This window comes from Variovorax paradoxus, assembly GCA_016806145.1.
Lineage (GTDB): Bacteria > Pseudomonadota > Gammaproteobacteria > Burkholderiales > Burkholderiaceae_C > Variovorax.
The window spans coordinates 1,684,188-1,711,181 of sequence record CP063167.1 but is presented as its reverse complement, the minus strand read 5'-3'; the positions used below and the strand labels follow the sequence as shown (position 1 = coordinate 1,711,181).

25 protein-coding genes are annotated in these 26,994 nt (G+C 69.0%); 12 read left to right on the top strand and 13 right to left on the bottom strand.

Annotation, left to right across the window (positions count from 1 at the left end; all coding sequences use genetic code 11):
- Positions 1–8: 8 nt before the first annotated feature.
- Positions 9–1,094: a sn-glycerol-3-phosphate ABC transporter ATP-binding protein UgpC gene (gene ugpC, locus INQ48_39025; GenBank protein ID QRF61382.1), complete on the top strand. Its 1,086-nt coding sequence runs from the start codon at positions 9–11 to the stop codon at positions 1,092–1,094.
- Here ugpC and INQ48_39020 read toward each other — a convergent pair whose 3' ends face one another.
- Positions 1,095–1,865, bottom strand: a complete 771-nt coding sequence (locus INQ48_39020) for a helix-turn-helix transcriptional regulator (protein ID QRF61381.1) — start codon at positions 1,863–1,865, stop codon at positions 1,095–1,097. It lies immediately after the preceding gene.
- Between the two features lie 112 nt (positions 1,866–1,977).
- On the opposite strand from INQ48_39020, the gene INQ48_39015 reads away from it, so the two are divergent.
- Positions 1,978–2,811, top strand: a complete 834-nt coding sequence (locus INQ48_39015) for a phytanoyl-CoA dioxygenase family protein (protein QRF61380.1) — start codon at positions 1,978–1,980, stop codon at positions 2,809–2,811.
- Here INQ48_39015 and gstA read toward each other — a convergent pair.
- The 3 genes from gstA to INQ48_39000 all read right to left on the bottom strand — a co-directional run bounded on the left by gstA (position 2,808) and on the right by INQ48_39000 (position 5,350).
- The gene (gene gstA, locus INQ48_39010; protein ID QRF61379.1) at positions 2,808–3,419 is read right to left on the bottom strand and encodes a glutathione transferase GstA; all 612 of its coding nucleotides are present in this window, start codon (positions 3,417–3,419) and stop codon (positions 2,808–2,810) included. The genes INQ48_39015 and gstA overlap by 4 nt on opposite strands.
- A 6-nt stretch (positions 3,420–3,425) precedes the next feature.
- A complete protein-coding gene (gene yghU, locus INQ48_39005) occupies positions 3,426–4,301 on the bottom strand; it encodes a glutathione-dependent disulfide-bond oxidoreductase (protein QRF61378.1) in 876 nt (291 codons plus the stop codon).
- Between the two features lie 116 nt (positions 4,302–4,417).
- Positions 4,418–5,350 (bottom strand): LysR family transcriptional regulator, encoded by a 933-nt coding sequence (locus tag INQ48_39000; protein ID QRF61377.1) that lies wholly within the window; start codon positions 5,348–5,350, stop codon positions 4,418–4,420.
- Between the two features lie 211 nt (positions 5,351–5,561).
- Between INQ48_39000 and INQ48_38995 the strand changes: the two genes are divergently transcribed.
- From INQ48_38995 to INQ48_38980, 4 genes are read left to right on the top strand one after another with little or no spacing between them, the layout of a single operon-like run.
- Complete coding sequence (locus tag INQ48_38995) at positions 5,562–6,755, top strand: efflux RND transporter periplasmic adaptor subunit (GenBank protein ID QRF61376.1); 1,194 nt, start codon at positions 5,562–5,564, stop codon at positions 6,753–6,755.
- Positions 6,752–9,958, top strand: a complete 3,207-nt coding sequence (locus INQ48_38990) for an efflux RND transporter permease subunit (GenBank protein ID QRF61375.1) — start codon at positions 6,752–6,754, stop codon at positions 9,956–9,958. The genes INQ48_38995 and INQ48_38990 overlap by 4 nt, the downstream gene beginning before the upstream one ends.
- Positions 9,955–11,466: an efflux transporter outer membrane subunit gene (locus INQ48_38985; protein ID QRF61374.1), complete on the top strand. Its 1,512-nt coding sequence runs from the start codon at positions 9,955–9,957 to the stop codon at positions 11,464–11,466. The genes INQ48_38990 and INQ48_38985 overlap by 4 nt, the downstream gene beginning before the upstream one ends.
- A 7-nt stretch (positions 11,467–11,473) precedes the next feature.
- Complete coding sequence (locus INQ48_38980; GenBank protein ID QRF61373.1) at positions 11,474–12,562, top strand: NADH:flavin oxidoreductase; 1,089 nt, start codon at positions 11,474–11,476, stop codon at positions 12,560–12,562.
- A gap of 15 nt (positions 12,563–12,577) precedes the next feature.
- On the opposite strand, the gene INQ48_38975 is transcribed toward INQ48_38980, so the two are convergent.
- Together INQ48_38975 and INQ48_38970 are read right to left on the bottom strand one after the other, a co-directional pair.
- Complete coding sequence (locus tag INQ48_38975; protein ID QRF61372.1) at positions 12,578–13,489, bottom strand: LysR family transcriptional regulator; 912 nt, start codon at positions 13,487–13,489, stop codon at positions 12,578–12,580.
- A 23-nt stretch (positions 13,490–13,512) separates the two neighbouring features.
- The gene (locus INQ48_38970) at positions 13,513–14,457 is read right to left on the bottom strand and encodes a LysR family transcriptional regulator (protein QRF61371.1); all 945 of its coding nucleotides are present in this window, start codon (positions 14,455–14,457) and stop codon (positions 13,513–13,515) included.
- 204 nt (positions 14,458–14,661) lie between these two features.
- Here INQ48_38970 and INQ48_38965 point away from each other — a divergent pair, with 204 nt between their 5' ends.
- A complete protein-coding gene (locus INQ48_38965) occupies positions 14,662–15,033 on the top strand; it encodes a DsrE family protein (GenBank protein QRF61370.1) in 372 nt (123 codons plus the stop codon).
- A gap of 25 nt (positions 15,034–15,058) precedes the next feature.
- Here INQ48_38965 and INQ48_38960 read toward each other — a convergent pair whose 3' ends face one another.
- Complete coding sequence (locus INQ48_38960; protein ID QRF61369.1) at positions 15,059–15,958, bottom strand: LysR family transcriptional regulator; 900 nt, start codon at positions 15,956–15,958, stop codon at positions 15,059–15,061.
- A gap of 130 nt (positions 15,959–16,088) precedes the next feature.
- On the opposite strand from INQ48_38960, the gene INQ48_38955 reads away from it, so the two are divergent.
- Complete coding sequence (locus INQ48_38955) at positions 16,089–17,024, top strand: pyridoxamine 5'-phosphate oxidase family protein (GenBank protein ID QRF61368.1); 936 nt, start codon at positions 16,089–16,091, stop codon at positions 17,022–17,024.
- Between the two features lie 2 nt (positions 17,025–17,026).
- Positions 17,027–17,983, top strand: coding sequence for an oxidoreductase (locus INQ48_38950; GenBank protein ID QRF61367.1), 957 nt, complete (start codon positions 17,027–17,029; stop codon positions 17,981–17,983).
- Between the two features lie 13 nt (positions 17,984–17,996).
- On the opposite strand, the gene INQ48_38945 is transcribed toward INQ48_38950, so the two are convergent.
- A complete protein-coding gene (locus INQ48_38945; GenBank protein QRF61366.1) occupies positions 17,997–18,896 on the bottom strand; it encodes a LysR family transcriptional regulator in 900 nt (299 codons plus the stop codon).
- Between the two features lie 298 nt (positions 18,897–19,194).
- Between INQ48_38945 and INQ48_38940 the strand changes: the two genes are divergently transcribed.
- From INQ48_38940 to INQ48_38930, 3 genes are all read left to right on the top strand, one after another.
- Positions 19,195–20,052 (top strand): aliphatic sulfonate ABC transporter substrate-binding protein, encoded by an 858-nt coding sequence (locus INQ48_38940; protein QRF61365.1) that lies wholly within the window; start codon positions 19,195–19,197, stop codon positions 20,050–20,052.
- Positions 20,053–20,077: 25 nt separating this feature from the next.
- Positions 20,078–21,034 carry an amidohydrolase family protein gene (locus INQ48_38935; GenBank protein ID QRF61364.1) on the top strand — a complete coding sequence of 319 codons (957 nt, stop codon included), beginning with the start codon at positions 20,078–20,080 and terminating at the stop codon, positions 21,032–21,034.
- A 145-nt stretch (positions 21,035–21,179) separates the two neighbouring features.
- Positions 21,180–22,379, top strand: coding sequence for a PLP-dependent transferase (locus INQ48_38930; GenBank protein ID QRF61363.1), 1,200 nt, complete (start codon positions 21,180–21,182; stop codon positions 22,377–22,379).
- A 12-nt stretch (positions 22,380–22,391) separates the two neighbouring features.
- Here INQ48_38930 and INQ48_38925 read toward each other — a convergent pair whose 3' ends face one another.
- The 5 genes from INQ48_38925 to INQ48_38905 all read right to left on the bottom strand — a co-directional run bounded on the left by INQ48_38925 (position 22,392) and on the right by INQ48_38905 (position 26,924).
- Positions 22,392–23,309, bottom strand: coding sequence for a sugar kinase (locus INQ48_38925; protein ID QRF63160.1), 918 nt, complete (start codon positions 23,307–23,309; stop codon positions 22,392–22,394).
- Between the two features lie 13 nt (positions 23,310–23,322).
- Positions 23,323–23,973, bottom strand: a complete 651-nt coding sequence (locus tag INQ48_38920; protein ID QRF61362.1) for an RraA family protein — start codon at positions 23,971–23,973, stop codon at positions 23,323–23,325.
- Positions 23,974–24,087: 114 nt separating this feature from the next.
- Positions 24,088–25,071, bottom strand: coding sequence for a TRAP transporter substrate-binding protein (locus INQ48_38915; GenBank protein ID QRF61361.1), 984 nt, complete (start codon positions 25,069–25,071; stop codon positions 24,088–24,090).
- 34 nt (positions 25,072–25,105) lie between these two features.
- Positions 25,106–26,383 (bottom strand): TRAP transporter large permease subunit, encoded by a 1,278-nt coding sequence (locus tag INQ48_38910; GenBank protein QRF61360.1) that lies wholly within the window; start codon positions 26,381–26,383, stop codon positions 25,106–25,108.
- A 22-nt stretch (positions 26,384–26,405) separates the two neighbouring features.
- Positions 26,406–26,924 (bottom strand): TRAP transporter small permease, encoded by a 519-nt coding sequence (locus INQ48_38905; protein QRF61359.1) that lies wholly within the window; start codon positions 26,922–26,924, stop codon positions 26,406–26,408.
- Positions 26,925–26,994 lie beyond the last annotated feature (70 nt).

Below are 26,994 nucleotides of genomic sequence, written 5' to 3'. Positions count from 1 at the left end.
CCGACCCCATGGCTTCCATCTCCATCCGCAAGCTCTTCAAGCAGTTCGGCGCCACGCCCGTCATCCGCGGCATCGACATCGAGATCCGCGACGGCGAGTTCGTCGCGCTGGTCGGGCCCTCTGGCTGCGGCAAGTCGACGCTGCTGCGCACCATCGCGGGCCTCGAGAACGCCGATGCCGGCGACATCCTGCTCGGCGAGCGCCGCATCAACGACACCGCGCCGCGCGACCGCGACGTGGCGATGGTGTTCCAGAACTACGCGCTCTATCCGCACATGACGGTGGCGCAGAACCTGGGCTTCGGCCTGAGCATCCAGGGCCTGCCGCGCGACCAAATCGCGCGCCGGGTGCAGGCCGCGGCCGAGACGCTGGGGCTGCAGGAGCTGCTCGAGCGGCGCCCGCGCCAGCTCTCGGGCGGACAGCGCCAGCGCGTGGCCATGGGCCGCGCCATCGTGCGCCAGCCGCAGGCCTTCCTGTTCGACGAGCCGCTGTCGAACCTCGATGCCAAGCTGCGCGTGCAGATGCGCACCGAGATCAAGGCGCTGCACCAGCGCCTGGGCACGACCACGGTCTACGTCACCCACGACCAGGTCGAGGCCATGACCATGGCCGACCGCATCGTCGTGCTCAAGGAAGGCCGCGTGGAGCAGATCGGCGCGCCGCTGGAGCTCTACGACCAGCCGCGCAACGCCTTCGTGGCGGGCTTCATCGGCTCGCCGGCGATGAACATCATCGCGGGCCAGCTGCAGCTCGACGGCGCGCCGCACGTGCTGACCGACGACGGCCTGCGGCTGCCGCTGCATCGCGCGCCGCGCGCGGCCCATGGCGACCGCGTGCTGTACGGCACGCGGCCCGAGCACTTCACGATCGACGGCGGCGGCAACAGCGATGCCGATGCGGCGCTGCCGGCCGACGTGATCGTGGTCGAGCCGACCGGGTCGGAAACGCAGGTGGCGCTGAAGCTCGGCACGCAGACCGTGATCGCGGCCTTCCGCGAGCGCATCGACGCGCGGCCCGGCGAGCGGCTGCCGCTGTGGCCGGTGGCGGCGAAGGCGCATCTGTTCGATGCGGCCGGTGGGCACCGCCTCGACTGATCACAGCCCCTTCTGCCGGATGTACGCCTGCGGCGTCATGCCGATCTGCTTGCAGAACATGGCGATGAAGGCCGAGGGCGAGCCGTAGCCCAGCTCCATCGCGACGTCCTTCACAGCGCGCCCCGCTTCCAGCAGGGCGATCCCGCGGATCACCTTGAGGCGCTGGCGCCATTCGCTGAACGGCATCTGCAGGTCGCGCTCGCAGCGCCGCGCCAGCGTGCGCTCGGTCGAATGCACCGTGGCGGCCCATTCGGCGAGCGAGCGGCCATCCCAGGGCTGCGCCTGCAAGGCCTCGAGCACGCGGCCCAGCTGGGGGTCGTCCGACATCGGCAGATAACTGTCGTGGCCGGGCGCGATGGCCAGCTCGTCGCGCAGGACCTCGAACAGGCGCTGCTCGGCCGGATTGCGCGGCACCTCGATCGAACGGGCGCGCAGGCTGTCGAGCACGGCCTGCGTCAGCGGGCTGATGACCATGGTGCAGGCGCGCTGGGGCAGCACGTCGCACAGGGCCTCGGCCAGATAGACCGTGGCGTAGCTGGCCGCGTGGCGGTTGCTCGACAGGTGCTCGACGCGCGGCGGGATCCACACGCCGTACTGCGGCGGCGCCAGGAAGACCCGGCCGCTCATCCCGACCTCGATCACGCCCGAGATCGCATGCACGAACTGCCCTTCCTCGTGGCTGTCGCGCGGCGCGGTGCCGCCGGGTTCCAGGTGCACGACCTTGAAGAGCACGGGCTGCCCGTCGGCGGCGGATTTGAGGGGTCGCTTCATGTTGTCCGGCTTGCTCGATCGCTTGTCCGATTGGAGGGGCTGTTTTGCAAGCCGTCACTCTAGACTGCCTTCGGCCCCGCAACCACTGCCTTACCTCGAAGGAGACACCGCCATGAATGCACGACCAGACGACAGGCTCCCATCGGACCAACAGGTCGAGGAGTTCTCGCGCGATGGCGCCATCGTCCTGCGCGGTGTCCTGCGCCCCGCCGAGGTCGAACTGCTGCGCCAGGGCATCGACGCCAACCTCGCCGCGCCGAGTGTGCGCGCGAAGGTGGCGAGCCGGCCCGACGACCCGGGCTTCTTCATCGAGGACTTCTGCAACTGGCACGAGATCCCGGCATACTGGGACGTGATCTCGCGCTCGGCATTGCCGGCCGCCGCGGCCAGGCTCACGAAGAGCACGCAGGTGCGGCTCTATCACGACCACATGCTCACGAAGGAATCGGGCACGCGCCAGCGCACGCCCTGGCACCAGGACCAGCCCTACTACAACGTCGAGGGCAGCCAGAACGTCAGCTTCTGGATTCCGGTCGATCCGGTGTCGCGTGCCTCCACGCTGGAGCTCGTCGCCGGATCGCACAAGGGGCCGTGGCTGATGCCGCGCACCTTCATGACCAACGAGGCCCGGTGGTTCCCCGAAGGCGCGCTGGCCGACCTGCCCGACATCGAGGCCGACCGCGCGGCCCACGACATCCTCGGCTGGGCCGTGGAACCCGGCGACGCCATCGCCTTCAACATGCTCACGCTGCACGCCTCGGCCGGGCTCGAACCCGGACGGCGGCGGCGGGTGTTCTCGGTGCGCATGCTGGGCGACGACATGCGGCATGCGCCGCGGCGCTGGAAGACCTCGCCGGATTTTCCGGGGCTGGCCGAGCAGCTGCCGGCGGGCGCGCCGATGGCGCATCCGCTGTTTCCGGTGCTGTGGCCGCCGGCTTCCAGTTAACGGGCCGCGAGGCGCTCGGCTTCCAGCGCCGCGCGAACGCTGGGGCGCTTCCCCATGCGGACCATGAAGCGCTGGATCGCCGCGTAACCCGAGAGATCGATGTTCACACGCGGCGGCCACGACAGCACGTTGTAGAGATAGGCATCGGCCACCGAGAAATCGGCGCCCAGCACATAGTCGTTGGTCGACAGGTGCTCGTCGATGTAGGCGAACTTGCTCGTGAGGTTGCCGTCCGCGAATCGCTTCTTGGTGTCCGCATCGAGGTAGGGCGAGAACATCACGGCCATGCCCTTGTGCAGATCGCTCGCGACGAAGTTCAGCCACTCGAGCGCGCGGTAGCGCTGCCGCGTGCCGAAGGGCGGCAGCAGCCGGTGCTCGGGATGCCGGTCGGCGATCCACTGCAGGATCACCGCGCCTTCGGTGAGGAGGTCGCCGTCGTCCAGTTGGAGCACGGGAATGAAGCCCTTGGGGCTCACCTGCAGGTAGTCGCCTTCGATCGTCGTCTTGGTCTTGAAGTCGACCTCGATCAGTTCATAGGCCTGGCCGGCCTCCTGCAATGCGATCTGCGAAGCGAGGCCGCAGGAGCCGGGAGCGTAATAGAGTTTCATGGCTGACTAGAGAGTGGGCACCAGGGCATCGAAATCGCTGGCGTCGTGGCGCTCGCGCAGCACGGTGCCCGGCGCGCCCGACGTGCGGTTGACCACCCTGCCGCGCGCGACCGCGGGCCGCGCGGCAATGGCCTCGTACCAGCGCAGCAGATGCCGATACTCCTCGACGGCCAGGAACTCGTGCGTGTTGTAGACGCCGTAGAGGCTGCCCGGATACCACGGCCACACCGCCATGTCCGCGATCGTGTATTGGTCGCCGGCGAGGAACTCGTGCGAGGCCAGGTGGGTGTCGAGCACATGCAGCTGGCGCTTGGTCTCCATCGCGTAGCGGTCGATCGCGTATTCGATCTTGAACGGCGCATAGCCATAGAAGTGGCCAAGGCCACCGCCGACGAAGGGCGCCGAGCCCACCTGCCACATCAGCCAGTTGAAGGTCTCGGTGCGCGCGCGTCCTTCGGCCGGCAGGAAGGCGCCGAAGCGCTCGGCGAGATGGATCAGGATCGAGCCGCTCTCGAAGACGTGCGTGACCGGGTCCGTCGATCGATCGACGAGCGCGGGAATCTTGCTGTTGGGATTGACGCCGACGAAGCCGCTGCCGAACTGGTCGCCCTGGAAGATGTCGATCAGCCAGGCGTCGTACTCGGCGCCCTCGTGTCCGGCCGCGAGCAGCTCCTCGAGCAGGATCGTGATCTTCTGGCCGTTGGGCGTGCCCTGCGAATACAGCTGCAGCGGATGACTGCCGACCGGCAGCGCCTGCTCGAAGCGCGCGCCCGACACGGGACTGTTGATGCTGCCGAAGGTGCCGGCCGGATTGCTCTTCGGTTGCCAGACCTTGGCGGGCACGTAGCCCGCGGGTTGATTGGCTGGAGGCGCGTCTGTCATCGATGGCTTTCGGGATGGATGTCGATGCAAAAAATTCTAGGAATGCACCGACGATTCATCTACGGGCGCCACTCGAATTCATCGTTCAGCCGCCCGAACAATGCGGCGGCCCGCCCTCAGGCGACGGGATGCGCATCGACCCGCCAGCCCGCCTCCGCCTTGCTCACCACGCCGCCCACCCAGTCCACGAAGGCGCGCACGGTGGGCGACAGGTGGCGGTTCTGCGGATAGAGCACCGAGAGCGGCGCGGCCGGCGCGGCATAGTCGGCGAGCACCCGCCGCAGCTGTCCGCTGCGCAGGTGCTGCTGCACCATGTAGCTGCCCGCGCGGATCAGGCCCAGGCCTTCGAGGCCGCAGGCCACGTAGGCATCGGTGTCGTTGACGACGAGGCTCTCGCGCATGGCGATGCAGCGGTCCTCGCCGTTCTCCACGAAATGCCACTCGAGCGAGCGCGCCGTGCGGCTCGACAGGTAGCCCACGGCCTTGTGCCGCGCCAGGTCCTCCAGCGTCTTCGGCGTGCCATGGCGCTCGAGGTACGCGGGCGAGGCACAGCTCACCCAGTCGAAGGCGCCGATGCGACGGGCCACCAGCGTGGCCGAATCCTCGGGCGTGCCGGCGCGGATGACGCAGTCGATGCCCTCCTGCACCAGTTCCACCGTCCGGTCGCTCACCGTGAGCGTGAGCTCGACATCGGGATAGCGCGACTGGAAGTCGCGGATCGACGGCAGCACCACGAGGCGCGCGAGCGAGAGCGTCATGTCGACGCGCAGGCGGCCGCGCGGCCGTCCGGCGCTGCCGGGGAAGCTGGACTCGACGGCCTCGATCTCGGCCAGCAGCCGCCTGCAATGGTCGTAGTAGAGCGTGCCTTCGGGCGTCAGGCTGATGTGGCGCGTGGTCCGTTGCAGCAGCCGCGCGCCGAGGAATTTCTCGAGGTCCTTGACCGCGCGCGTGACGCGCGACTTGGGCAGCACGAGGCTGTCGGCAGCCCGCGTGAAGCTGTGCATCTCGACGACGCGGGCGAAGATCTGCATCGATTGCAGGCGGTCCATTCGATCTCTCCTTGGCCCGAAATTTATTGCTCGAGGCGAAACAAGTATAGGTTCGCCTTCCTCGATGTCTGGCGTCTTCCCCTCTGAATTCAAGGTCCGAGTCCGGATTCACTGTTCCATCCAAGGCAACAAACTTAGCCAGCTTCAGGGCTAGATGTTCGTGCGCCGCGCGCTCAGACTGCGGGCCGTTCAACCCTCTCGAGCAACTCGCATGAATCCCCTCCAGAAGCATCCCCTCGCGGCCATCGTGGCCGCGATCGCGGTGGCCGGCGCGGGCAGCGTTCTTTGGAAGCATGGCTCCGAAGCGCATGCCGCGCCCGCCACCGCGGCCCCCACCGTCAAGTACCGGCCGGCCCTGCAGCGATCGGTGTCCGACTCGCAGGACTACACGGGACGGCTCGAAGCCGTCGACCTCGTGGACATCCGCCCCAAGGTGCCCGGCACGCTGCTGGCCGTGCATTTCAAGCCCGGCCAGCACGTGCGCCAGGGCGAACTGCTGTTCACCATCGACCCCGCGCCCTACGAGGTCCAGGTGCGGCAGGCGCAGGCCAGCGTGGCGGGCGCCGAGGAACGGCAACGCCTCGCCGACCTCGAGCAGGCGCGCGCCCGGCGGCTGCTCGAATCGGACTCGATCGCGCGCCGGGAATTCGATGCGCTCGACAACGCGGCGCGCGCGGCGGCCGCATCGGTCAAGGGCGCGCAGGCTTCGCTGGCCCAGGCCCGGCTGCAGCTCGACTACACGCAGGTGCGGGCACCGATCGCGGGCCGCATCTCGCGCGCGGAGATCACCGCGGGCAACGTGGTGGGCGCGGGTGGCGATGCGGTGCCGCTCACGCGCATCGTTTCCGACGGCAAGCTCTACGCCGCCTTCAACGTCGACGAGCAGAGCTACCTGCGGCTCATCGCGCCGTCGCTGCGCGCGGGCGCGCAGCCGAAGGTCGATGTCGGCCTCGCGAGCGACGACGGCTTTCCCCATGCGGCCGCCATCGAGGCGCTCGACAACCAGATGGACACCCGCTCGGGCACGGTGCGCGTGCGCGCGCGCATCGACCGCGTGGGCCCCGACATGCTGCCGGGCCTGCAGGCGCGCATCCGGCTGCAGGGCGGCCTGCCCTACGAGGCCGTGACGGTCGACGATGCCGTGGTCGGCACCGACCAGGACCGCAAGTACGTGCTGGTCGTCGACGCGCAGAACAAGGTCGAGCGCCGCTTCGTCGAGCTCGGCACGCTGCACGGCCGCGAGCGCGTGCTGCGCAGCGGTGTCGCGCCGGGCGCGAAGGTGATCGTGGACGGCGCGTTCCGCGCGCCGCCGGGCACCGCGGTGTCGGCCGAGGCCGCCGAGCCAGCGGCGGCGCCCGATGCGCCGACCGCGTCCGCGCCCGGCGCCGACGGGGGCCGGTCGTGAACATCTCGAAGTTCTTCATCGACCGCCCGATCTTCGCGGGCGTGCTGTCCGCGCTGATCCTGCTCGCGGGCATCGTCGCGGCCTTCCACATGCCGGTCTCGGAATACCCGCAGGTCATTCCGCCCTCGGTCGTCGTGCATGCGCAGTACCCGGGCGCCAACGCCAAGACCATCGCCGAGACGGTGGCGGCGCCGCTCGAGCAGTCCATCAACGGCGTGGAGGACATGCTCTACATGGACTCCAAGGCCAGCGGCGACGGCCACCTCTACCTGACGGCGACCTTCAAGCTCGGCACCGATCCGGACCGGGCCCAGCAGCTGGTGCAGACGCGCGTCTCGCAGGCCCAGCCGCGGCTGCCGGAGGACGTGCAGCGCCTGGGCGTCACGGCCATCAAGAACTCGCCGATCATCACCATCGCCGTGCACATGGTCTCGCCGAACGGGACCTACGACAACAACTACATCAGCAACTACGCCATCCTGCACGTGAAGGACCGGCTGGCCCGCATCGCGGGCGTGGGCGACGTGGTGGTGTGGGGCCCGGGCGGCTATGCCATGCGCGTGTGGCTCGACCCGGCCGCGCTGGCCGAACGCGGGCTCGGCGCGAGCGACGTGGCGGCCGCGATCCGGCGCCAGAACATCCAGGCCGCGGTCGGCACCATCGGCAGTTCGCCCGCGTCGCCCGACACCGCCTTCCAGCTCAACGTCAACGCCGACGGGCGCCTCAAGTCGCCCGAGGAGTTCAAGGGCATCGTCATCAAGTCCGACGCCAACGGCGCGATCACGCGCCTGGGCGACGTGGCGCGCGTGGAACTGGGTGCCGAGGACTACGGCATCCGCGCCACCCTGGACAACGCGCCCGCCGTCGCGGTGGCCGTGCAGGAAGCGCCGGGCGCGAACTCGCTGCAGATCTCGCGCGAGGTGCACAGCGCCATGAAGGAACTCGAGAAGGAGTTCCCGCAGGATGTGGTCTACCGCGTGGTCTACGAGCCCAGCCGCGCCGTCCAGTCCGGCATCGACGCCGTGATCGAGACCCTGCTGGAGTCGGTGGCGCTGGTCGTGCTGGTGGTGTTCCTCTTCCTGCAGACCTGGCGCGCCTCGATCATTCCGCTGCTCGCGGTGCCGGTCTCGATCGTCGGCACCTTCGGCTTCCTGCTGCTGGCCGGCTACTCCATCAACACGCTGTCGCTGTTCGGCCTGGTGGTCGCGATCGGCATCGTGGTCGACGACGCCATCGTGGTGGTCGAGAACGTGGAGCGCAACATCGCGCGCGGCCTGGGCCCGCGCGAGGCCACCTACCAGGCGATGCGCGAGGTCAGCGGGCCCATCGTCGCCATCGCGCTGACGCTGTCGGCGGTCTTCCTGCCGCTGGCCTTCCTCAGCGGTCTGACCGGCGAGTTCTACAAGCAGTTCGCGGTCACCATCGCGATCTCCACCCTGATCTCGGCGGTGAATTCGCTGACGCTGTCGCCGGCGCTGTCGGCGCTGCTGCTCAAGGGCCACGGCGACGCGCCCGACGCGGTGACCCGGGTGACGCAACGGCTGTTCGGCCGCTTCTTCACGCGCTTCAACCGCCGCTTCGACCGCGCCTCCGAAGGCTACGGCAGCGGCATCGGCCGCCTGCTGCGGCACAAGGGCGCGCTGCTCGTCGTCTATGCGGGGCTGCTGGGCGCGACATGGTGGCTCACCGGCCACGTGCCGGGCGGCTTCGTGCCCGCGCAGGACAAGGAGTACCTGGTCAGCCTGGCGCAACTGCCCGAGGGATCGACGCTCGATCGCACCGAGGCGACCATGAAGCAGATGAACGACATCGCGCTCAAGCATCCCGCCGTGATGGGGACCTCGAGCTACAGCGGCCTCTCGATCAACGGCGTGACGAAGAGCCCGAGCACCGCGCTGACCTTCGTGCTGCTCAAGCCCTTCAAGGAGCGGCCCGGGATCAGCGCCGAGCAGGTGGTGGCCGACCTGAGCCGCGAGTACGCCGGCATCGGCCATGCCTACACCGGCGTGTTTCCGCCGCCGCCGGTCTACGGGCTGGGCACGCTCGGCGGCTTCAAGCTGCAGATCGAGGACCGCGCGGACCTGGGCTACGAGGCGCTCTACAAGGCGACCCAGGCCTTCGTCAAGAAGGCCTCCGAGGCACCGGAGCTCGCCGCGATCTACTCAACCTACACGGTCAACGTGCCGCAGCTCAAGGTCGACATCGATCGCGCGAAAGCACAGCAACTGGGTGTCGATACGCCGGCGGTGTTCAACACGCTGCAGTCCTTCCTGGGCGCCTACTACGTCAACGACTTCAACTTCCTGGGCCGCGTCTACCAGGTGCGGATGCAGGCCGACGCCAGGTTCCGCTCGAAGCCCGACGACATCGGCCAGCTGCATGTGCGCAGCGAGTCGGGGCGCATGGTTCCGCTCGCCTCGCTGGCGCGGATCAGCCAGACCTACGGACCCGACCAGGTGGTGCGCTACAACGGTTTCACGGCCGCCGACGTCAACGGCAGCCCGGCGCCCGGCTATTCCTCGGGCCAGGCGATGGCGGCGATCCAGCGGATCGCGGCCGAGACCTTGCCGCCGGGCATGAGCTACGAATGGACCGACCTGACCTACCAGCAGATCATCGCGGGCAACAGCGCGGCCTGGATCCTTCCGCTGTGCGTGCTGCTGGTGTTCCTGGTGCTGGCGGCCCAGTACGAGAGCCTCACGCTGCCGCTGGCCATCATCCTGATCATCCCGATGAGCATCTTCTCGGCGCTGCTCGGCGTGTGGCTCACCCGGGGCGACAACAACATCTTCACGCAGATCGGGCTGATCGTGCTCGTCGGGCTGGCGTCGAAGAACGCGATCCTGATCGTCGAGTTCGCGCGCGAGCTCGAGATGGCGGGCCTGTCGACCGCGAAGGCCGTGATCGAGGCCTGCCGCCTGCGGCTGCGTCCGATCCTGATGACCTCGCTCGCCTTCGTGATGGGCGTCATTCCGCTGGTCGTGTCGACCGGCGCGGGCGCGGAGATGCGCCAGGCGATGGGCATCTCGGTGTTCTTCGGGATGATCGGCGTCACGCTGTTCGGCCTGTTCCTCACGCCGCTGTTCTACGTGCTCGTCAGGTCGCTCGGCAGGGGCAGGCCGCTGCACGCCGCGGCGCATCACGAGGCGCCGGCGCTCGCCGCGCGCCACCTCGAGCCCATGCAGCCGGAGGGCCGCGCATGAGCCGCGTCATCCGCACACCGAAGCTGCTGGCGACGGCAGCCATCGCCTTCCTGCTGTCGGCCTGCTCGCTCGCGCCCACCGCGCAGCGCCCCGGCATCGACATCCCCGCGAGCTACCGGCAGTCCGGTGGGCCTTCCGACGCGATGCCGGCGGAAGAACCCGGCCGCTGGAAGCCGGCCGAACCCGCCGACCACCAGGCGCCCTCGCCCTGGTGGGGCGTCTTCGGCGACCCCGTGCTGGTGCAGCTCGAGGAGGAAGCGCTGCGGGCGAATCCCGACGTGGCGATCGCGATGGCACGGCTGAAGCAGGCGCGCGCGCTGACCTCGCGCAGCGAGTCGGCGCGCTTCCCCGAGATCGACGCGGGCTTCGGCCCGACCCGCCAGCGCGGCACCGGCGCGGCCGCGGGGCGCGGAGACGGCGCGGCGGGCAGCACGCAGACGCTGTGGCGCGCCCAGGTTTCCGTGGCCTACGAGGTCGACGTCTTCGGCCGCGTCGCCTCGGGCATCGCCGCCGCGCGGGCCGACGAGGCGCGGCAACGCGCCCTGGCGCACCAGCTGCTGCTGCTGGTGCAGGCCGAGGTCGCCGGCACCTACTTCGGCCTGCGGCAACTGGAGGGCGAGCTGCGCCTGCTGGCCGATACCGTGGCCTTGCGCGAAGACGCGGCGGCGCTGCTCGAACGCCAGCTCGGCGCGGGCGCGGTGGCGCGCCACATCGTCGACCAGGCGAGGACCGAACTGTTCACCGCGCGCGCCGAGCACCTGGCGGTGGCGCAGCAGCACGCGCAGGCATCGCATGCGCTGGCGATCCTGCTCGGCAAGGCGCCGGCGAGCTTCTCGCTCGCCGCGAGGCCGCTGGAAGCCACCGTCGTCCAGCTGCCGCCGGGCCTGCCCTCGGCGCTGCTCGAGCGCCGGCCCGACATCGCGGCCGCCGAGCGCGCCATGGCCGCGGAGAACGCGCGCATCGGCGTGGCGAAGGCCGCGTACTTTCCCTCGCTCGCGCTGACCGGCTCCCTCGGCTACGAATCGGCCGCGCTCGGCAACCTCGCCAACTGGTCGCAGCGCACCTTCCTGCTGGGTCCGCTCGCGGGCACGATGCTGAGCCTGCCGCTGTTCGACGGCGGACGCCGCGAAGCCGAGCTCGACCGCGCCCGCGGCGCCTACGAGGAGAGCGTGGCGCACTACCGCAAGACGGTGCTGCAGGCCTTCCGCGAGGTCGAGGATGCGCTGGTCGCGATGCGCACCCTCGATGCGCGCATTGCCCAGCAGCGCGAGGCCGATGCGTCGGCCGCGCGCGTGGCCCGGTCCGCGAAGGCGCGCTTCGACGAAGGCGACACCGACTACCTGGCGGTGGTCGACGCACAGCGCACGCGGCTGCGCAACCGGCAATCGCTGATCCAGTCCGAAGGCGCGCGCGCACGCGCGAGCGTCGACCTCGTGCGCGCGCTCGGCGGCGGCTGGGAAGCCACCGGCAGCGCGGCGCCTGCCCGTTCCACACCCTCCTCGTCCTGAAGATTCCATGTCTCATTCGAAACTCTTCGAGCCGCTCAGCCTGCTGCACGGCCCGCCGATGCGCAACCGCTTCATGCTGGCGCCGCTCACCAACCAGCAAAGCGAGGTCGGCGGTGCCGCCTCCGAGTTCGACCAGGACTGGATCGCGCAGCTCGCGCGCGGCGGCTACGCCCTGATCCAGACCTGCGCCACGACCGTCGAGGCCGGCGGCATCGCCTTCGCACGGCAGCTGGGCATCCACAGCGACGCCCATCTGCCGGGCCTGCGCCAGATGGCCGACGCGATGCGCGAGGGCGGCGCGCTGTCCGCGGTGCAGCTGCACCACGCGGGCCATCGCGCCAATCCGCGACTGGGCGGCATTCCGGCGCCGGCCTCCGGCGACACCCTGCCTGGCATCGATGCATTGACGACCGAGGAGGTCGAACGGATCCGCGACAGCTTCATCGCGGCCGCGCAACGCGCCGAGCGCGCGGGTTTCGACGGCGTCGCGGTGCATGGCGCCTTCGGCTGGATCCTCTCGGAGTTCATGTCGCCGCTGCTCAACGACCGCACGGACCGCTATGGCGGCAGCATCGAGAACCGCGCCCGCCTCACGATCGAGGTGATCGAGGGCATCCGCCGCGCCTGCGGTCCCGCGTTCCAGATCGGCTGGCGCCTGTCGATCGAGCGCTACGGGCTGCGGCTCGAGGAACTGCGCGACGTCACCGCCGACATCCTCGAGCGCGAGCTGATCGACTACCTCGACCTCGCGCTGTGGGATTCGGCCCAGGTCGTGCAGCAGGGCTCGCTCCGGGGCCGCACCATGCTCAGCGTCTTCACCGAGCTGCCGCGCCGCGGCGTGCGCGTAGGAGCGGCGGGCCGGATCATGAGCGCCCGCCGCGCGGCCGAGCTGCTCGACGAGGGATGCGACTTCGTGCTGGTCGGCCGGGCCGGCATCCTGCAGCGCGACTTTCCGCTGCGGGTGATGGAGAACCCGCTGTACGACAGTCCGAGGCTGCCGGTGACCGCCGACTATTTGCGCGCGGGCGGCCTGAGCGAACGCTTCATCGCGCACATGCGCGGCTGGCCGCACTTCGTCCACCCCGCGAGCGCTTGAGTGGGGGCGCGGGGACTATCCCTGATGCATGGCCGGGTGGCTCGCGAAGAGATCGGCCACCCAGTCCACGAACACCCGCACCTTGTTCGACAGATGCCGGTTCTGCGGAAACACCACGTGGATCGGCATCGGGTCGTTGCTCCAGTCCTCGAGCACGGGCACGAGACGGCCGTCCTCGATCATGGGCCGCAGCAGGAACTCCGCCATCTGCACGATGCCCAGCCCCGACAGTCCCGCGGCCGTGTACGCATAGCTGTCGTTCAGCGCGATCCGCCCGGGCAGCATGAGCTGCACGCGCTCGCCGCCGCGCGTGAAGTCCCAGTGGAACATCTCGCCCGTGCGCGCGGAGAAGTAGTTGACGCAGCGATGCCGCGCCAGGTCGTCCGGATGCAAAGGCCTGCCATGGCGCTCGAGGTAGGCCGGCGAGGCGCAGGTGGCGTAGTGCATCGCTCCGACGCGACGCGCGACCAGGCTCGAGTCGCGCAGCGCGCCACCACGCACCGCGCAGTCCACGCCCTCCTCGATCAGGTCCACCGGCCGGTCGCTGCAGCCGAGTTCCAGATGGATGTCGGGATAGCGCGCGAAGAACTCGGGCAAGGCGGGAATGATCACCAGGCTGGCCAGGCCCGTGGGCGCATCGACGCGCAGGCGCCCCGAGGGACTGCGCCGCGTGCGCGACAGCGACTCGTCGGCCTCGCGCAGGTCCGACAGGATGCGCAGGCATCGCTCGTGATAGGCCGCGCCTTCGGCGGTCACGCTGACCTTGCGCGTGGTGCGGTGCAACAGCCTGGCCGACAGCGAGGACTCGAGCGACTGGATCAGCGTCGAGACCGTCGCCTTGGGCAGCTTCAGGTTCTCGGCCGCGCGCGTGAAGCTGCCCGTGTCCACCACCTGCACGAAGACCTCGATCGCCTGCAGCTTGTTCATCGCCCGCCCCGCCCCGCCGCCCGTCATGCCAGGAACGCCCGGGTGCCCTCGGCCTGCTGCAGGACCCAGCGGCAGAAGCCGTCCACCTCGGGGCGGCCGACCGCATTCGGATTGACGACCATCCAATAGGCACCCGGGCCCGCGGTGCGGAACGCCTCGCCGAACACCTCGTGCAGCTCGTTGCGCCGCAGCAGGTCGGCCACCAGCGGCAGCCGCGCCAGCGCCAGCGCATGGCCCGCCACCGCGGCCTGCACCTGCTGGTAGGTGAAGTTCAGATGCATCCAGTTGCGCGGCTCCAGCTCGGCATGGTTGTGGATGCGCAGCCAGTGCCGCCAGCTCGCGAGGCCGGCCGAGGCATAGGCATCGTCCTCCTCGACCAGCGTGTGCAGCGCGAGGTCGCCGACGCTCTTGAGCGGTGGCGCATCGCCGAGCTCGATCTGCCGCGCGAAGGCCGCGCTCATGACCGGCGTCAGCGACTCGTTGAACAGCCGCGTGGCACCGGCGGGCGCGAACTTGGGCGCGCAGTAGCGCAGGAACACGTCCGTGTCGGGACTCTCGATCGGCGCCATCGCATCGCTCGACGAGACACGGATGTCGATCTCGGTGTTCTCGCGCTGGAACTGCTCGAGCCTCGGCAACAGCCACAGCGAGGTGAACGAGGCGAAGGTGCTGACGGTGACGCGCGCCTTGGCGCTCGGCGAGCGGATCTGGCGCACGGCCTCGTCGAGGCGGTCGAGCATCGGGAACAGCGCCTTGACCAGCACCCGGCCCTCGGCACTGAGCTCGACCGAGCGCGTGCTGCGCGCCAGCAAGGTCGCGCCGATGTCGCTCTCGAGTGCCTGGATCTTGCGGCTGACGGCCGATTGCGTCAGATGGAGTTCGGCCGCCGCGGCATTGAAGTTGAGATGCCGCGCGACCGCGGCGAAGGCGCGCAGGGGTCCGATCGATAGAGGTCTTTGGCGGTCCATGGGAAGAGTGGTGGCACCGCATCGCGAGACGCACCGGTGCACGAAGGACTCTACGCAGGAACACCGCGCCGGGTGCGACGCGCGGCGCAATTGTGAGTTGCGTGCGCCGATGCATCGAATCGATCCGTCAAACCTAAGATTCCCTTCGCCAGTCCGAGTCAGGGCTGTTCTTTCAATTCAATGCAACCGATTCGAGGTCTCTCCATGAAATTCGCCATCTTCGTCTTCTCCGATCCCAAGGCCGGAGAAGAAGCCCTGGGGCGCCTGTTCAATGCGCTCGCGACCGCCTACGACTTCAAGCAGCGCAACGTCGAAGTCGCGATCTATTTCCAGGGCACCGGCACGCGCTGGGCCGGCGTGGTCGGCAATGCCGACCATCCGGTGCATGGGCTCTACAAGGCCGTCGAGGACAAGGTCGCGGGCGTTTCCTGCGGCTGCGCCGACGTCTTCGGTGCGCGCGAGGACGCCATCAAGAACGGCTTCGAACTGCTGACCGGCAACGACGTGCCGGGCACTTCCGGACTGCCGAGCATCGGCGCGCTGACGGCCGATGGCTTCACCGTCCTGACCTTCTGATCGACCGATGCGAGGATCGCCGCGCCTAGAGCGCGGCGATCTCCTTGCGCAGTCTCGGGCCCACCAGGTCGATGAAGCTTCGCACCCTGGACGAGCCGAACCGGCTCTCGCGATGCAGCAGGTGAATCGGCAGCGAGCCGCTCGCGTAGTCGACCAGGATCGCGCGCAGCTCGCCGCTGCGCACCTTGTCGGCCACCTGGTAGCACGGCAGGTTCACGATGCCGATGCCGCGCACGGCCGCATCGATGGCGGCGTCGCTGCCGATCACCTCGAGCACCGGCTTGAGCTTGACCGAGAGGGCGCTGTCCTTCGCCCTGAATTTCCAGACCGCCACCTGGGCCGACACCTCGGCCGCGACGATCCTGTGCTTCTGCAGATCCATCGGATGCACCGGCTCGCCGTGCTTCTCGAGGTAGGCCGGCGAGGCATAGCTCAGCCTGCGCACCTGGCCGACCTTCAGTGCCTTCATGCCCGAATCGGGCAGCTCGGCGATGCGGATGGCCACGTCGAAGCCCTCGTCGATCAGGTTCACGGTGCGGTCGAGAAAGATCGCCGAGATCTCCATGTCGGGATAGAGCGCCAGGTATTCCTTGATCAGCGGAATGATGAAGAGCCGGCCGAACACCGTCGGCGCGGTGATCCGCAACTGGCCGCGCGCGACGATGTTGGCGCCGATCACCGAGGCCTCGGCCCGCTCGACCAGCTGCAGCACCGCGCGGGAATCCTCGAGATAGCGCTGCCCGCTCTCGGTGAGTGCCAGCCCCCGGGTGTTGCGCTGGAAGAAGGCGACGCCCATCTTCGATTCGAGGTGGTTGATGGCGCGCATGGCCGCCGCGGCCGAGATGTCGAGCCGCCGCGCGCCGCCGGCCAGGCTTTGTTCCTCGCCGACGGCGACGAACACCGTCATCAAATGAATGTCATCCATGGCACCACCGTTGTCCTGGCTCGACCGCCCTGCGTCGCGCGCAATTATCAATTGCGGTCCGTCTGCTTTCCGGTCGCCGCGTCGATCGGCACAATTTTTTTCCAATGACCGTTCTCGAAGGCATCGATCCATGACGACCAGCGACACCCTGTTCCACGAAGGCGAATTGATGGCCCAGCGCAATGCGGGCGAGAGAGAGATCGCCGTGCGCAACGGCGCCACCGTGGGCCGCACCATCATCCGGGGCGCCCTGCCCTTCGTGCGCCAGCAGAAGACGGCCTACGCCGCCAGCCTGGATCCGAACGGACAGGTGTGGGCCTCCATCCTGCTCGGCGAGCCCGGCTTCCTGGCCCCCAGCGAAGACGCGGCCATGCTGTCGGTCGACCTGGGCCAGGTCGCGAAACTCGAGGCGGACCCGTTCTGGGAGAACATCCGGCACGACGCGCGCATCGGCCTGCTGCTGCTGGAACTGCAGAGCCGGCGCCGGCTGAAGATCAACGGCCAGGCCCATCTGGAGGGCGAGCGGCTCAAGGTGCAGGTGACCAAGTCCTTTCCCATCTGTCCGCGCTACATCCACCGGCGCGAGATCGTGCTCGCGGACGCGGGCGAGGCGCCGCCCTCCTCGACCTCCAGCCGGGGCCATGAACTGGGTCCGGCGCAACTCGAACTGATCGCGGACGCCGACACCTTCTTCCTCGCATCGGCGCATGCCACGCGCGGCGCGGACTGCTCGCACCGCGGGGGACCGCGCGGCTTCGTGCGGCATGCGGGCGACGGCGTGCTGAGGATTCCCGACTACAACGGCAACAGCATGTTCAACAGCTTCGGGAATTTCCTGCTGAACCCGCAAGCGGGCCTGGCCTTTCCCGACTACGAGCGGCGCCGCGTGCTGCAGCTGGCCGGCACGGTCGAGATGATGTGGAACCAGGCCGACCCGCAGGGCCTGACGGGTGGCACCGGCCGGTTCTGGGAGTTCAGGCCCTCACAGTGGATCGAGAGCGAGCTGCCGGCCACGCTGCGGACGAAGTTCATCGAGTTCTCGCCCTTCTTGCCTGAGGTGAACTGAGCATGCGCCTCACCGTGACCCGGGCCGAGCCGCTGGCGGACGGCGTGCGCCTGATCCGATTGCAGGATCCCGCCGCTGCGCCGCTTCCGCGTTTCGATGCCGGCGCGCACATCGAATTGGGATTCGAAGTCGATGGGCAACAGCTGCTGCGCAAGTATTCGCTGGTCTCCGACACCGGGGCGCTCGACCGCTATGAGATTGCGGTGAAGCGCAACGACAGCGGCCGCGGCGGCTCGCGCTTCCTGCACGACGTGCTGGCCGTTGGCGACACGGTGGAAGTGTCCACGCCGATCCATGCTTTCGGCATCGCGCCTGCCGCCAGCCACCACGTGCTGATCGCCGGCGGTATCGGCATCACGCCGATGCTCGGCATGGCATCGGCGCTGAAGCAGCGCGGTGCTTCGTACGAACTGCACTATGCGGCCAGGCACGACCGGGAGATGGCCTTTCGCGACCGGCTGCTCGACGAGGGGCACGACCAGCTGTTCCTCTATGCGACGCGGCAAGCAGAGTTCCCGCGGCGCATCGATGTGCAAGGGCTGCTGCGGCCTCACGCGCGCGACGAGGGTGTGCATTTCCATGTCTGCGGCCCGGCGAAGCTCATCGACGATGTACGCCTCGCGGCCATGGCCCTCGGCATTGCGTCGTCGCGCATCCACTTCGAGAGCTTCGGACCCGGGTGGAGCGCCACCGACACGAAGGTCCGGCTCGCATTGACCGAATCGGGCCTCGAACTCGAAGCCTCGCCAGGCACCACCTTGCTCGATGCGGTCGAAGCCGCGGGCGCCTGGATTTCCTCGGACTGCCGGCGCGGCGAATGCGGTGCCTGCATCGTGAGCTACAGCGGCGGCACGCCGATCCACCGTGACAACTGCCTGACCCCGCAGCAGCGCACGCATTCGCTGTGCCTGTGCGTGTCCTGGGCCGAGGCGGGCGAAGTGCTGGCGCTGCGGGCATGAGGCCCGTCGCGCCTCAGTCGAGTGCCTTGCTGCCGCGCAGTCGGCGCACCAGCAGGTCGATGAACGCGCGGGCGCGCGGCGATTCGCCGCGCTCCTTCTCGTAGACCACATGGATCGGCCAGGGCGGCTCCTCGTGGTCCGGCAGCACGATCTCCAGGCGACCCGCATCGAGGTGCGCGGCGACCTGGTAGGACAGAAGCTGCGTGATGCCGCTGCCGAGCACGGCGGCCTCGACGGCCGCATCGTTGGTGCCGACGATCAGCCGGGGCGCGAGGCGAAGCGCGAGGCGCGTGCCGTCGGACCTGAACTTCCATTCGTTGCCGGGCGACAGCGGCGCGGCCATCACGACCGCATGCCGCTCGAGCTCCGAGGGATCGCGCGGCGTGCCATGCGCCTTCAGGTAGCCCGGCGAGGCGCAGAGAACGCGCCGGACCTGTCCCACGCGGATCGCCTCGAGGCCGGCGTCGGGAAGAAAGCCGATGCGGATCGCGACATCCATCCCCTCCTCGCGAAGATCCACGATGCGGTCGAGGAAGTAGCCCGAGATGCTCATCCGCGGAAACTGCTCGAGGTAGGCATCGATGCACGGCATCACGTGCGAGATGCCGAACAGCGCGGGCGCGGTGATGTTGAGATGCCCCTGCACGGCGCTGTTCACGCCGCGCGCCGCCTCGGCCGCGTCGGCGAGCTTCGCGAGGATGACCCGCACGTCCTCCAGGTAGCGATGCCCGACATCCGTGAGCCTCACGCTGCGCGTGGTGCGCAGGATCAGCTTCACGCCCAGGTGTTCCTCGAGGCTGGCGATCGCGCGCGTGACGGCGGGCGCCGACATCCCCAGGCGTCGCGCCGCGGCAGCGAAGTTCCGCGCTTCGGCCACCGTGAGGAACACGGTCATCAGGTGCGCGCGATCCACGGTGGTTGCTACGGTTGTCGGGTGAGGAGGGAGGGCGCAGGCATTCTACTTTTCGCTGCCCGCGACGCCGGCCTTCGTCGCGTTCGCCGGAGCCACCGCGGACCCGTACGCATATGCGATCGGCAACTATCGATCGAGGAAATGCGGTGCATGGATGCCCTGCCTTTCCCTAGCATCGATCGTTTCTGGAGATTTCTCGATGCTGGGTAGAAAACGCTTCGTCGCCGCCGTGTCCACGGCCTTGTTGTTGTCGGGCCTTTGCTTCGCGACACACGCACAAACCGCGAAGGAGATCCGCGTGGCGCTGCAGAAGGGCGGCATCCTGGCGATCGCCAAGCAGCGCGGCGTGCTCGAGGAAGAGTTCAAGCGCGACGGCATCGCCATCAAGTGGTATGAGTTCGCGACCGGCATCCCGGTGCTCGAGGCCCTCAACAGCGACAAGCTCGACTTCGGCTCCGCGGGCAGCGCGCCGCCGATCTTCGCGCAGGCCGCGCGCGAGAACCTGCTGTACGTCGCGAGCCAGCCGGCCGGCCTCAACAGCGAAGGCATCCTGGTGCGCAACGGCGCCGGCATCGCGAAGCTGGAAGATCTCAAGGGCAAGCGGATCGGCGTCGCCAAGGGAACCAGCGGCCATCACTTCCTGCTCGCCGCGCTCGACAAGGCCGGCCTGCGGCCCGCCGACGTGAAGATCTCCTACCTCGCGCCGGCCGACGCCACGGCGGCGTTCGGCAAGGCCGAACTCGATGCCTGGGTGGTCTGGGATCCGTTCCTCGCCATCGGCGAGAAGGTGCACGGCGCGCAGGTGCTGACGAAGGACGTGCGCGTGGTCCATTCCAACAACTTCCTGCTGGCCAACAAGGAGTTCTCGCTCAGGAACCCCGCCCTGCTCAAGCGCATCGTCGACCGGCTGAGCGAGGTCGGGCGCTGGGCCGAGGACAACCGTCCGCAGCTCGCGCAGCTTCTGACGGACCAGACCGGCATTCCGCTCGACATCGAGCGCACGGTGGTCGGCCGCGGCACCTTCGCGATCAAGTACATGGACGACGCGGTCACCCAGCAGCAGCAGGAGCTGGCCGACCGGCTCGCCGAACTCGCGATCGTTCCGAAGCGCGTCGAGGTGCGCCACATCGTGTGGAAGCCCACGGACGCGCGCTGAGCGCGTCATCGAAGGAGGCAGACCGATGAAGACCATCGACATGCACGTCCACGTCGGCACTTTCCCGGCCCTCGAGGCATCGGGCGAATACCTGCGCACCCGCGCCGACGTCGCGTCCTTCCGCACCCGGCATCCCGAGCGCTACGCGGCCATCGCCACGCAGGCGCCCGAGGACAACGGCGCGCGGCTGCTGCAGGCCATGGACGAGAACGGCATCGACATCTCGTGCGTGCAGGCACGCCCCGGCATCTCGAACGACCTGGTGGCGGCGATCGCGCGCAACCATCCCGCGCGGCTGGTTCCCCTGGCCGTGCCCACGCCCTGGCCGACCAGCGCGGATCCGCCGCGGCAGCCGATACGCACCCTCGCCCCCGAAGCGGTGGCGGCCGAGCTCGAGCGATGCGTGGCGCTGGGCATGCGCGCGGTGGGGGAGCTGTACGTGCGGCGCGTCACGAACCGCCTGCATCCCGAGGAGATCGCCGACGACCTGGAACCGCTGATGCAGGTGGTCGAGCGGCACGGGATGTCGGTGCAGATTCCGACGGCCTGGACGCAGTCGCCGGGCGGCCTGGTGTACGGCGACCCGATCTGGGTCGACGAAGTCGCCTACCGGTATCCCCGCACGCCCATCGTGCTGACGAAGATGGGCCGGGGGCTCCAGCGCTACTTCGACAGCACGCTCAGCGTGGCGATCCGCAACCAGAACATCCATGTCGACACCACCGACACCACGGTCGAGCACCTGAGGACCTTCATCGGCAAGCTCGGCGCCGGCCGCGTGCTCTACGGCAGCGACTGGTCGCCGGCCTGGCAGTTCCTGCGCGACCCGGGCAGCGTGCACGACAACGCGAAGCAGACCATCGCGCAATCGCAGCTGAGCGACGGCGATCTCGAGAAGATCTTCTGGAGCAATGCCTCGGCCTTGTATGGCCCGGCGCATGCGCACTGGCTCGAGCTCCACGCCCCTGCCCCACCGCGGTGAAGCCAGCGGCGCGCCTCGATGCCCGATCCGCATCAATGGCCGCGCGCGATGCAAAGAACTCGATATTCCGCCGGCTCGTTCGCGGCACATTGCTGAAGGCCCCGTCGCGCATCCCGCGCGATCCAACCCAGGATCGAATCCAGCAATGCAATCCCCCTCCCTCTCCCTCGCGACCCGCGCCATCCATGCGGGCTACGACGCCTCGGCGCACCAGGGCGCGCTGAACCCGCCGATCTTCTGGTCGTCGACCTTCGCCTTCGACTCGGCCGAGCAGGGCGCCGCGCGCTTCGCGCAGGAGGAGCCGGGCATGATCTACACGCGGATCACCAACCCGACCGTGCAGCTGCTCGAGGAGCGACTCGCATCGCTCGAGGGCGCCGAAGCCGCGCTCGCCTTCGGGTCCGGCATGGGCGCGATCTGCACGCTGATGTGGACCTTGCTGAGGCCGGGCGACGAGCTGCTCGTCGACCTCACGCTCTACGGCTGCACCCATGCCCTCGTGCACCACCTGCTGCCCGACTTCGGCATCGTCACGCGCGTCGCGGACTTCACGCAGCCAAGCGAGCTGGCGGCCCATCTCAACGCAAGGACGAAGCTCGTGCTGTTCGAGACGCCCGCGAGCCCCCACATGCGCGTCGTCGACATCGCGGCGGTGTCGGAGACGGTCCATGCGCACAGCACGGCGCTGGTCGCGGTCGACAGCACCTATTGCACGCCCTACCTGCAGCAGCCGCTGAAGCTTGGCGCCGATGTGGTGGTGCATTCGCTCACCAAGTACATCAACGGCCATGGCGACGTGATCGCGGGCGCGCTGGTCGGCACCAGGGCCTTGATGTCGACGCTACGCTTCGTGGGCATCAAGGAGCTGACCGGCGCCTGCATGTCGCCGATGGATGCCTACCTGATCCTGCGCGGCCTGAAGACGCTGCCGGTGCGCATGGACAGGCATTGCGCGAACGCGCAACGCGTCGCGGAGTTCCTCGAAGCCAGGCCCGAGGTGGCGCGCGTGAAGTTCCCGGGACTGCCTTCGCATCCCCAGTACGAACTGGCACGGCGGCAGATGTCGCAACCGGGCGCGGTGATCGCGTTCGACATCCATGGCGGACTCGATGCCGGACGGCGCTTCATCGACGCGCTGCGCCTGGTGACGCGCGCCGTCAGCCTCGGCGATGCCGAGAGCCTGGCCCAGCATCCCGCGAGCATGACGCACGCGACCTACACGAGCGAGGAGCGCGCACAGCACATGATCGGCGACAGCCTGATCCGGCTGTCGATCGGGCTGGAGGGGATCGAGGACATCCTCGGGGACCTGCGGCAGGCGCTGGAAGCCTCGCGTGCCGGCTGAGCGGCGCGGCCGCTAGGCCGCGCGCGCGAGCAAGCCCCGCACATCCTGTGGCCGCGGTATCGGCGCCACCGCGCCGAAACCCGTGGTCGTGAGCGCGGCCGCCGCATTGGCATAGCGCACCGCCTGCGCGATCGCGTCGCCCGCGGCCAGCCGCGCGAGCAGCGAGCCCGCGAAGCAGTCGCCGGCGCCGGTGGCATCGACCGCCTGTACCGCATGGCCCGCGATGCGTTCGCGCGACGACGGCGTGGCCAGCACGGCACCGGCCTTGCCGAGCTTCAGCACGACGGTGCGCGCGCCGGCCTCGAAGCACCAGTCGAGGATGGCGTCTTCGCCGTCGAGGCCGGTGAACTGCTGCGCATCCTCGATGCTCGGCAGGAACAGGTCCGACAGGCCCACGGTCTCGCGGATCACGGCGCGGGCGCGCGCCAGCGGCCAGAGCTTGAGCCGCAGGTTGGCGTCGTAGCTGACCTGCACGCCCTTGGCGCGCGCGATGGCGATGGCTTCGAACACGGTGTCGCAGGCGCTCGCGCTGATCGCCTGGCTGATGCCCGACACATGAAGGAAGCGCGCGCCCTCGATGGTGCCGCGCGGCAGCTCGGCCGGCACCATGCGGCTGGCGGCGCTGCCGGCGCGCAGGTAGCTGAAGGCATGGCCGTCGCCGTCGTGCGTGACGAAGTACACCGCGGTCGGTGCCTGCGCATCGCGCGCCACGCCGTCGGTGGCCACGCCCTCGGCGCGCCACAGGGCCATCAGCGCGTCGCCCCAGGTGTCGCTGCCCACGCGCGTGAGGTAGGCGGTGCGCGCGCCCTGCCGGGCGGCGGCGATGATGGCGTTCGAGGTGTCGCCGCCGAAGCCCTGCAGGTAGCTGGGCTCGCCGGGACGGACCTGGTTGAACTCCACCATCGGCTCGCCGAGCGCGACGATCTCCATCGCTCCCGTGGCTTCAGATGCGGCCATATTTCGCCAGCCCCTTGCGCAGCGAGCGCTCCGCCACGATCAGCTTGGCCTGCTCGAGCTCGCGCTGGTCGATCTCCTGCGCCATCGCGAGCACGGCCTCGGCATGGGCGAGCGGCACGATCACCACGCCGTCGATGTCGGCCACCACGATGTCGCCCGGGTGCACCATCACGCCGCCGATCATGGTCGGCACGCCCGAGCTCAGGGTCTTGTGGCGGCCGAGCGTGGTGCCCGGCGAGACGCTGCGCGCGAACACCGGGAAGTCGTAGTCGCGGCGGATCTCGGCGATGTCGCGCACGCCGCCGTCGAGCAGCGCGCCCGCATGGCGGTTGGCGAAGGCGCCCGCGGTCATCAGGCCGCCCCAGACGGCGACGTCGCTCTCGCCGCCGATGCCGATGCAGATCACGCTGCCCTCGGGCGCCTCGTCGATCAGGTCGAGCGCATGCTGCGGCGGCACGAATTCGTCGGTCGGCACCTCGATCACGGTGGCGGCCGGGCCGACCACGCGCCTGTCGTTGATGCGCGGCTTGATCTCGTGGTCGAGGTAGCCGCGCTTGCCGGTGACCTTGTCGACGGCATCGGCGACCGAGGCGGTCGCGACCTTCTCGAAGGCGGCGATCAGTTGCTGGGTGTCCATGGATCTCTCTCCTTGTAAGTGTGCAATGGGCTGGAAGACGGAAAACGGCGGGCAGGCTCCCGCCCGCCCTCCTCGCGGAGGGCGGCGATAAAAACGAATCGGGGGTTCAGGCGCTCACTGCGCGGCCTTGGCGATCTCCTCGCGCGCCTGCTTCATCAGCGCGGCGCCGATCTGCTCGGTGAACTTCTCGTGCACGGGCTTGACCTTCTCGCGCATGCGGTTGGCCTCGGCGGCCGGCAGGTCGACCACCTGCAGGCCGTGCTTCTTCATCTGGTCGACCAGCTTGCGCGTCTCCTCGCGGTTGATCTGGCGCTGGTAGGTGCCGGCATCGACCGCCGCCTTGCGCACCACATCGCGGTCGGCCTCCGAGAGCTTGTCGAACCACTTCCTGCTCGCCAGCACGATGTAGGGCGTGTAGCTGTGGGCGCTCAGGGTCAGGTATTTCTGCACTTCGTAGAACTTGCCCGACTCGATCAGGCCCAGGCCGTTCTCCTGCGCATCGACCGACTTGGTCTCGAGCGCGCCGTAGAGCTCGGTGTAGGGCAGCGGCAGCGGGTTCGCGCCGAGCGCCTTGAAGGTCTCGATGTAGACCGGGTTCGGGATCACGCGGATCTTCAGGCCCGCGATGTCCTCGAGCCTGTTGACCGGGCGGCGCGAATTGGTGAGATGGCGAAAGCCGTTCTCCCAGTAGGCCAGCCCCACCAGGCCATGGGCCTCGAGCTTCTGGAACAGCGACTGGCCGACCGGGCCGTCGAGCAGCGAGTCGGCCTCCTTGAAGGTGGAGACCAGGAACGGCAGGTCGAGCAGCGCGTATTCCTTGGCCACGCCGACCAGGCCCGAGGTCGGGCCGACCATCAGCTCCTGCACGCCGCCCTGCAGCGCCGACTGCATCTGCGCGTCGGTGCCGAGCTTGCCGCTGCCGTAGGTGTTGACGTTGATGCGGCCGCCGGTGCGCGTCTTCACCAGTTCGGAAAAGCGCTTGGCCGCCAAGCCCTGCGAGTTGTCGTCGCTGGCGCCGTAGCCGAACTTGCCGGCCTGCGCATGGGCCAGGCCGAGCGCCGCGGTGGCCGCGAGCGCGACGATGATCTTCTTGAGCATGCTTGTTGTCTCCTTGTTGGATGAATGAACGGTGTCAGCGGAACCAGGTGGCGGGCACGAGGACCAGCGCGGGGAACAGGATCAGCAGCAGCAGCACGACGAGTTGCGCCGCCATGAAGGGCATGACGCCGCGGATCGCGTCGTCCATGCGGATGCGCGCCACGCCGGCCACCACGTTGAGCACCGTGCCCACGGGCGGCGTCACCATGCCGATGGCGTTGTTGATGATGAACAGCACGCCGAAGTAGATCGGGTCGATGCCGGCCTCCTTGATGATCGGCATCAGCACCGGCGTGAGGATCAGGATGGTGGGCGTGAAGTCGAGCGCGGTGCCCACCAGCACGACCACCGCCATCAGCACCAGCATCAACAGCGTCTTGTGCTCGATGAAGGGCTGCGCCAGCGCCACGATCTGGTCGGGGATGTTGGCCACCGTGATGAGCCAAGCCGACACCAGCGAGGCCGCCACCAGGAACATGATGATGGCCGAGGTCATGGCCGCGCTCAGCAGCGCGCGGTAGAGGTCGCGCAGCGAGAGCGCGCGGTAGACCACGGTGCTCACGAACAGCGCATAGGCCGCGGCCACCACGCCGGCTTCGGTGGGCGTGAACACGCCGAGCTTGAGGCCGAAGATGATGATCACCGGCAGCCCCAGCGCCCACAGGCTGCGCAGCACCGCCACGCCGATCTCGGGCAGGCTGCGGCGCGGCGCCGGCTGCACCGTGCCGCGGCGCGAGAGCCACCACCAGGTGACGATCAGCGAGGCGCCCATCATCAGGCCCGGCACGATGCCGGCCATGAACAGCTTGGTGATCGACAGGCCCGCTGCCACCCCGAACACCACGAAGCCGATCGAGGGCGGGATCACCGGCGCGATGATGCCGGCCGCGGCGATCAGCCCGCTCGAGCGGCCCACGTCGTAGCCGGCATTGCGCATCATCGGGATCAGCAGCACCGCCACCGCCGCGGTGTCGGCGATGGCCGAGCCCGAGACGCTGGCCAGCACCAGCGCCGTGAGCACCGCCACGTAGCCCAGGCCGCCGCGGATGTGGCCGATGACGGCCATCGCGGCATCGACGATGCGCCGCGACAGGCCGCCGAGGTTCATGATCTCGCCGGCCAGCAGGAAGAACGGAACCGACATCAGCAGGTAGTTGTCGGCGCCGTCGACCAGCTTCTGCGCCAGGATCTGCACGTCGAAGCTGTTCATCTGCAGCATCAGCGCGACGCCGCAGACCATGAGGGCGAATGCGATCGGCATGCCCAGCGTCATGGCGCCGAGCAGCGATGCGATGAAGGTGAAAACGGTCATTGGGTGGCCTCCGTCGCGGGTCTCAGTCGGCGGCGCGGTCTTCGCTCTCGCGCACCGTCACCAGCTGCGCGTCGCTGAGGTCGCCGCGCAGTGCCTGCCAGAGGTTGGCGAGCAGGGTGATGCCCATCAGCACCGCGGCGACCAGCCCGACCGAGTAGACCGCCGCCACCGGGATGCCCGAGACCGGCGCGTGGTTGTCGAGGTTGACGCGGGTCTGCTCCCAGCAGCCCAGCCACAGCATCGCGATGCAGCCCAGCATCAGCAGGTGGCTCAGGACGAAGAAGGCCAGCTTGCCCGCATGCGGCAGCCGGCTGACCACCGTGTCCATGCCCAGGTGCGTGCCCTGGCGCAGCGCGACGATGGAGCCGATGAAGGTCAGCCAGACGAACAGCATGCGCGACACCTCCTCGGTGAAGGTGATGCCGGTGTCGAACACATAGCGCAGCACCACGTTGGCAAACACCATCAGCGACATCACGGCCAGTCCGCCCACGAGCGCGTGCTCGAACCACCGGTAGAGCCGGTCCATTGCTGCATTCATCTTGTCTCCTGTTCTGTAGCAACAAATATATCAGATGCCAGATATGGAACGCCAGAGATCAGATCCGGTA

Bases quoted from the DNA above. Each gene is read 5' to 3' on its own strand.
- ugpC (QRF61382.1), top strand. From the start codon at position 9: ATGGCTTCCATCTCCATCCGCAAGCTCTTCAAGCAGTTCGGCGCCACG.
- INQ48_39020 (QRF61381.1), bottom strand. From the start codon at position 1,865: ATGAAGCGACCCCTCAAATCCGCCGCCGACGGGCAGCCCGTGCTCTTC.
- INQ48_39015 (QRF61380.1), top strand. From the start codon at position 1,978: ATGAATGCACGACCAGACGACAGGCTCCCATCGGACCAACAGGTCGAG.
- gstA (QRF61379.1), bottom strand. From the start codon at position 3,419: ATGAAACTCTATTACGCTCCCGGCTCCTGCGGCCTCGCTTCGCAGATC.
- yghU (QRF61378.1), bottom strand. From the start codon at position 4,301: ATGACAGACGCGCCTCCAGCCAATCAACCCGCGGGCTACGTGCCCGCC.
- INQ48_39000 (QRF61377.1), bottom strand. From the start codon at position 5,350: ATGGACCGCCTGCAATCGATGCAGATCTTCGCCCGCGTCGTCGAGATG.
- INQ48_38995 (QRF61376.1), top strand. From the start codon at position 5,562: ATGAATCCCCTCCAGAAGCATCCCCTCGCGGCCATCGTGGCCGCGATC.
- INQ48_38985 (QRF61374.1), top strand. From the start codon at position 9,955: ATGAGCCGCGTCATCCGCACACCGAAGCTGCTGGCGACGGCAGCCATC.
- INQ48_38980 (QRF61373.1), top strand. From the start codon at position 11,474: ATGTCTCATTCGAAACTCTTCGAGCCGCTCAGCCTGCTGCACGGCCCG.
- INQ48_38975 (QRF61372.1), bottom strand. From the start codon at position 13,489: ATGAACAAGCTGCAGGCGATCGAGGTCTTCGTGCAGGTGGTGGACACG.
- INQ48_38970 (QRF61371.1), bottom strand. From the start codon at position 14,457: ATGGACCGCCAAAGACCTCTATCGATCGGACCCCTGCGCGCCTTCGCC.
- INQ48_38965 (QRF61370.1), top strand. From the start codon at position 14,662: ATGAAATTCGCCATCTTCGTCTTCTCCGATCCCAAGGCCGGAGAAGAA.
- INQ48_38960 (QRF61369.1), bottom strand. From the start codon at position 15,958: ATGGATGACATTCATTTGATGACGGTGTTCGTCGCCGTCGGCGAGGAA.
- INQ48_38955 (QRF61368.1), top strand. From the start codon at position 16,089: ATGACGACCAGCGACACCCTGTTCCACGAAGGCGAATTGATGGCCCAG.
- INQ48_38950 (QRF61367.1), top strand. From the start codon at position 17,027: ATGCGCCTCACCGTGACCCGGGCCGAGCCGCTGGCGGACGGCGTGCGC.
- INQ48_38935 (QRF61364.1), top strand. From the start codon at position 20,078: ATGAAGACCATCGACATGCACGTCCACGTCGGCACTTTCCCGGCCCTC.
- INQ48_38930 (QRF61363.1), top strand. From the start codon at position 21,180: ATGCAATCCCCCTCCCTCTCCCTCGCGACCCGCGCCATCCATGCGGGC.
- INQ48_38925 (QRF63160.1), bottom strand. From the start codon at position 23,309: ATGGAGATCGTCGCGCTCGGCGAGCCGATGGTGGAGTTCAACCAGGTC.
- INQ48_38920 (QRF61362.1), bottom strand. From the start codon at position 23,973: ATGGACACCCAGCAACTGATCGCCGCCTTCGAGAAGGTCGCGACCGCC.
- INQ48_38915 (QRF61361.1), bottom strand. From the start codon at position 25,071: ATGCTCAAGAAGATCATCGTCGCGCTCGCGGCCACCGCGGCGCTCGGC.
- INQ48_38910 (QRF61360.1), bottom strand. From the start codon at position 26,383: ATGACCGTTTTCACCTTCATCGCATCGCTGCTCGGCGCCATGACGCTG.
- INQ48_38905 (QRF61359.1), bottom strand. From the start codon at position 26,924: ATGAATGCAGCAATGGACCGGCTCTACCGGTGGTTCGAGCACGCGCTC.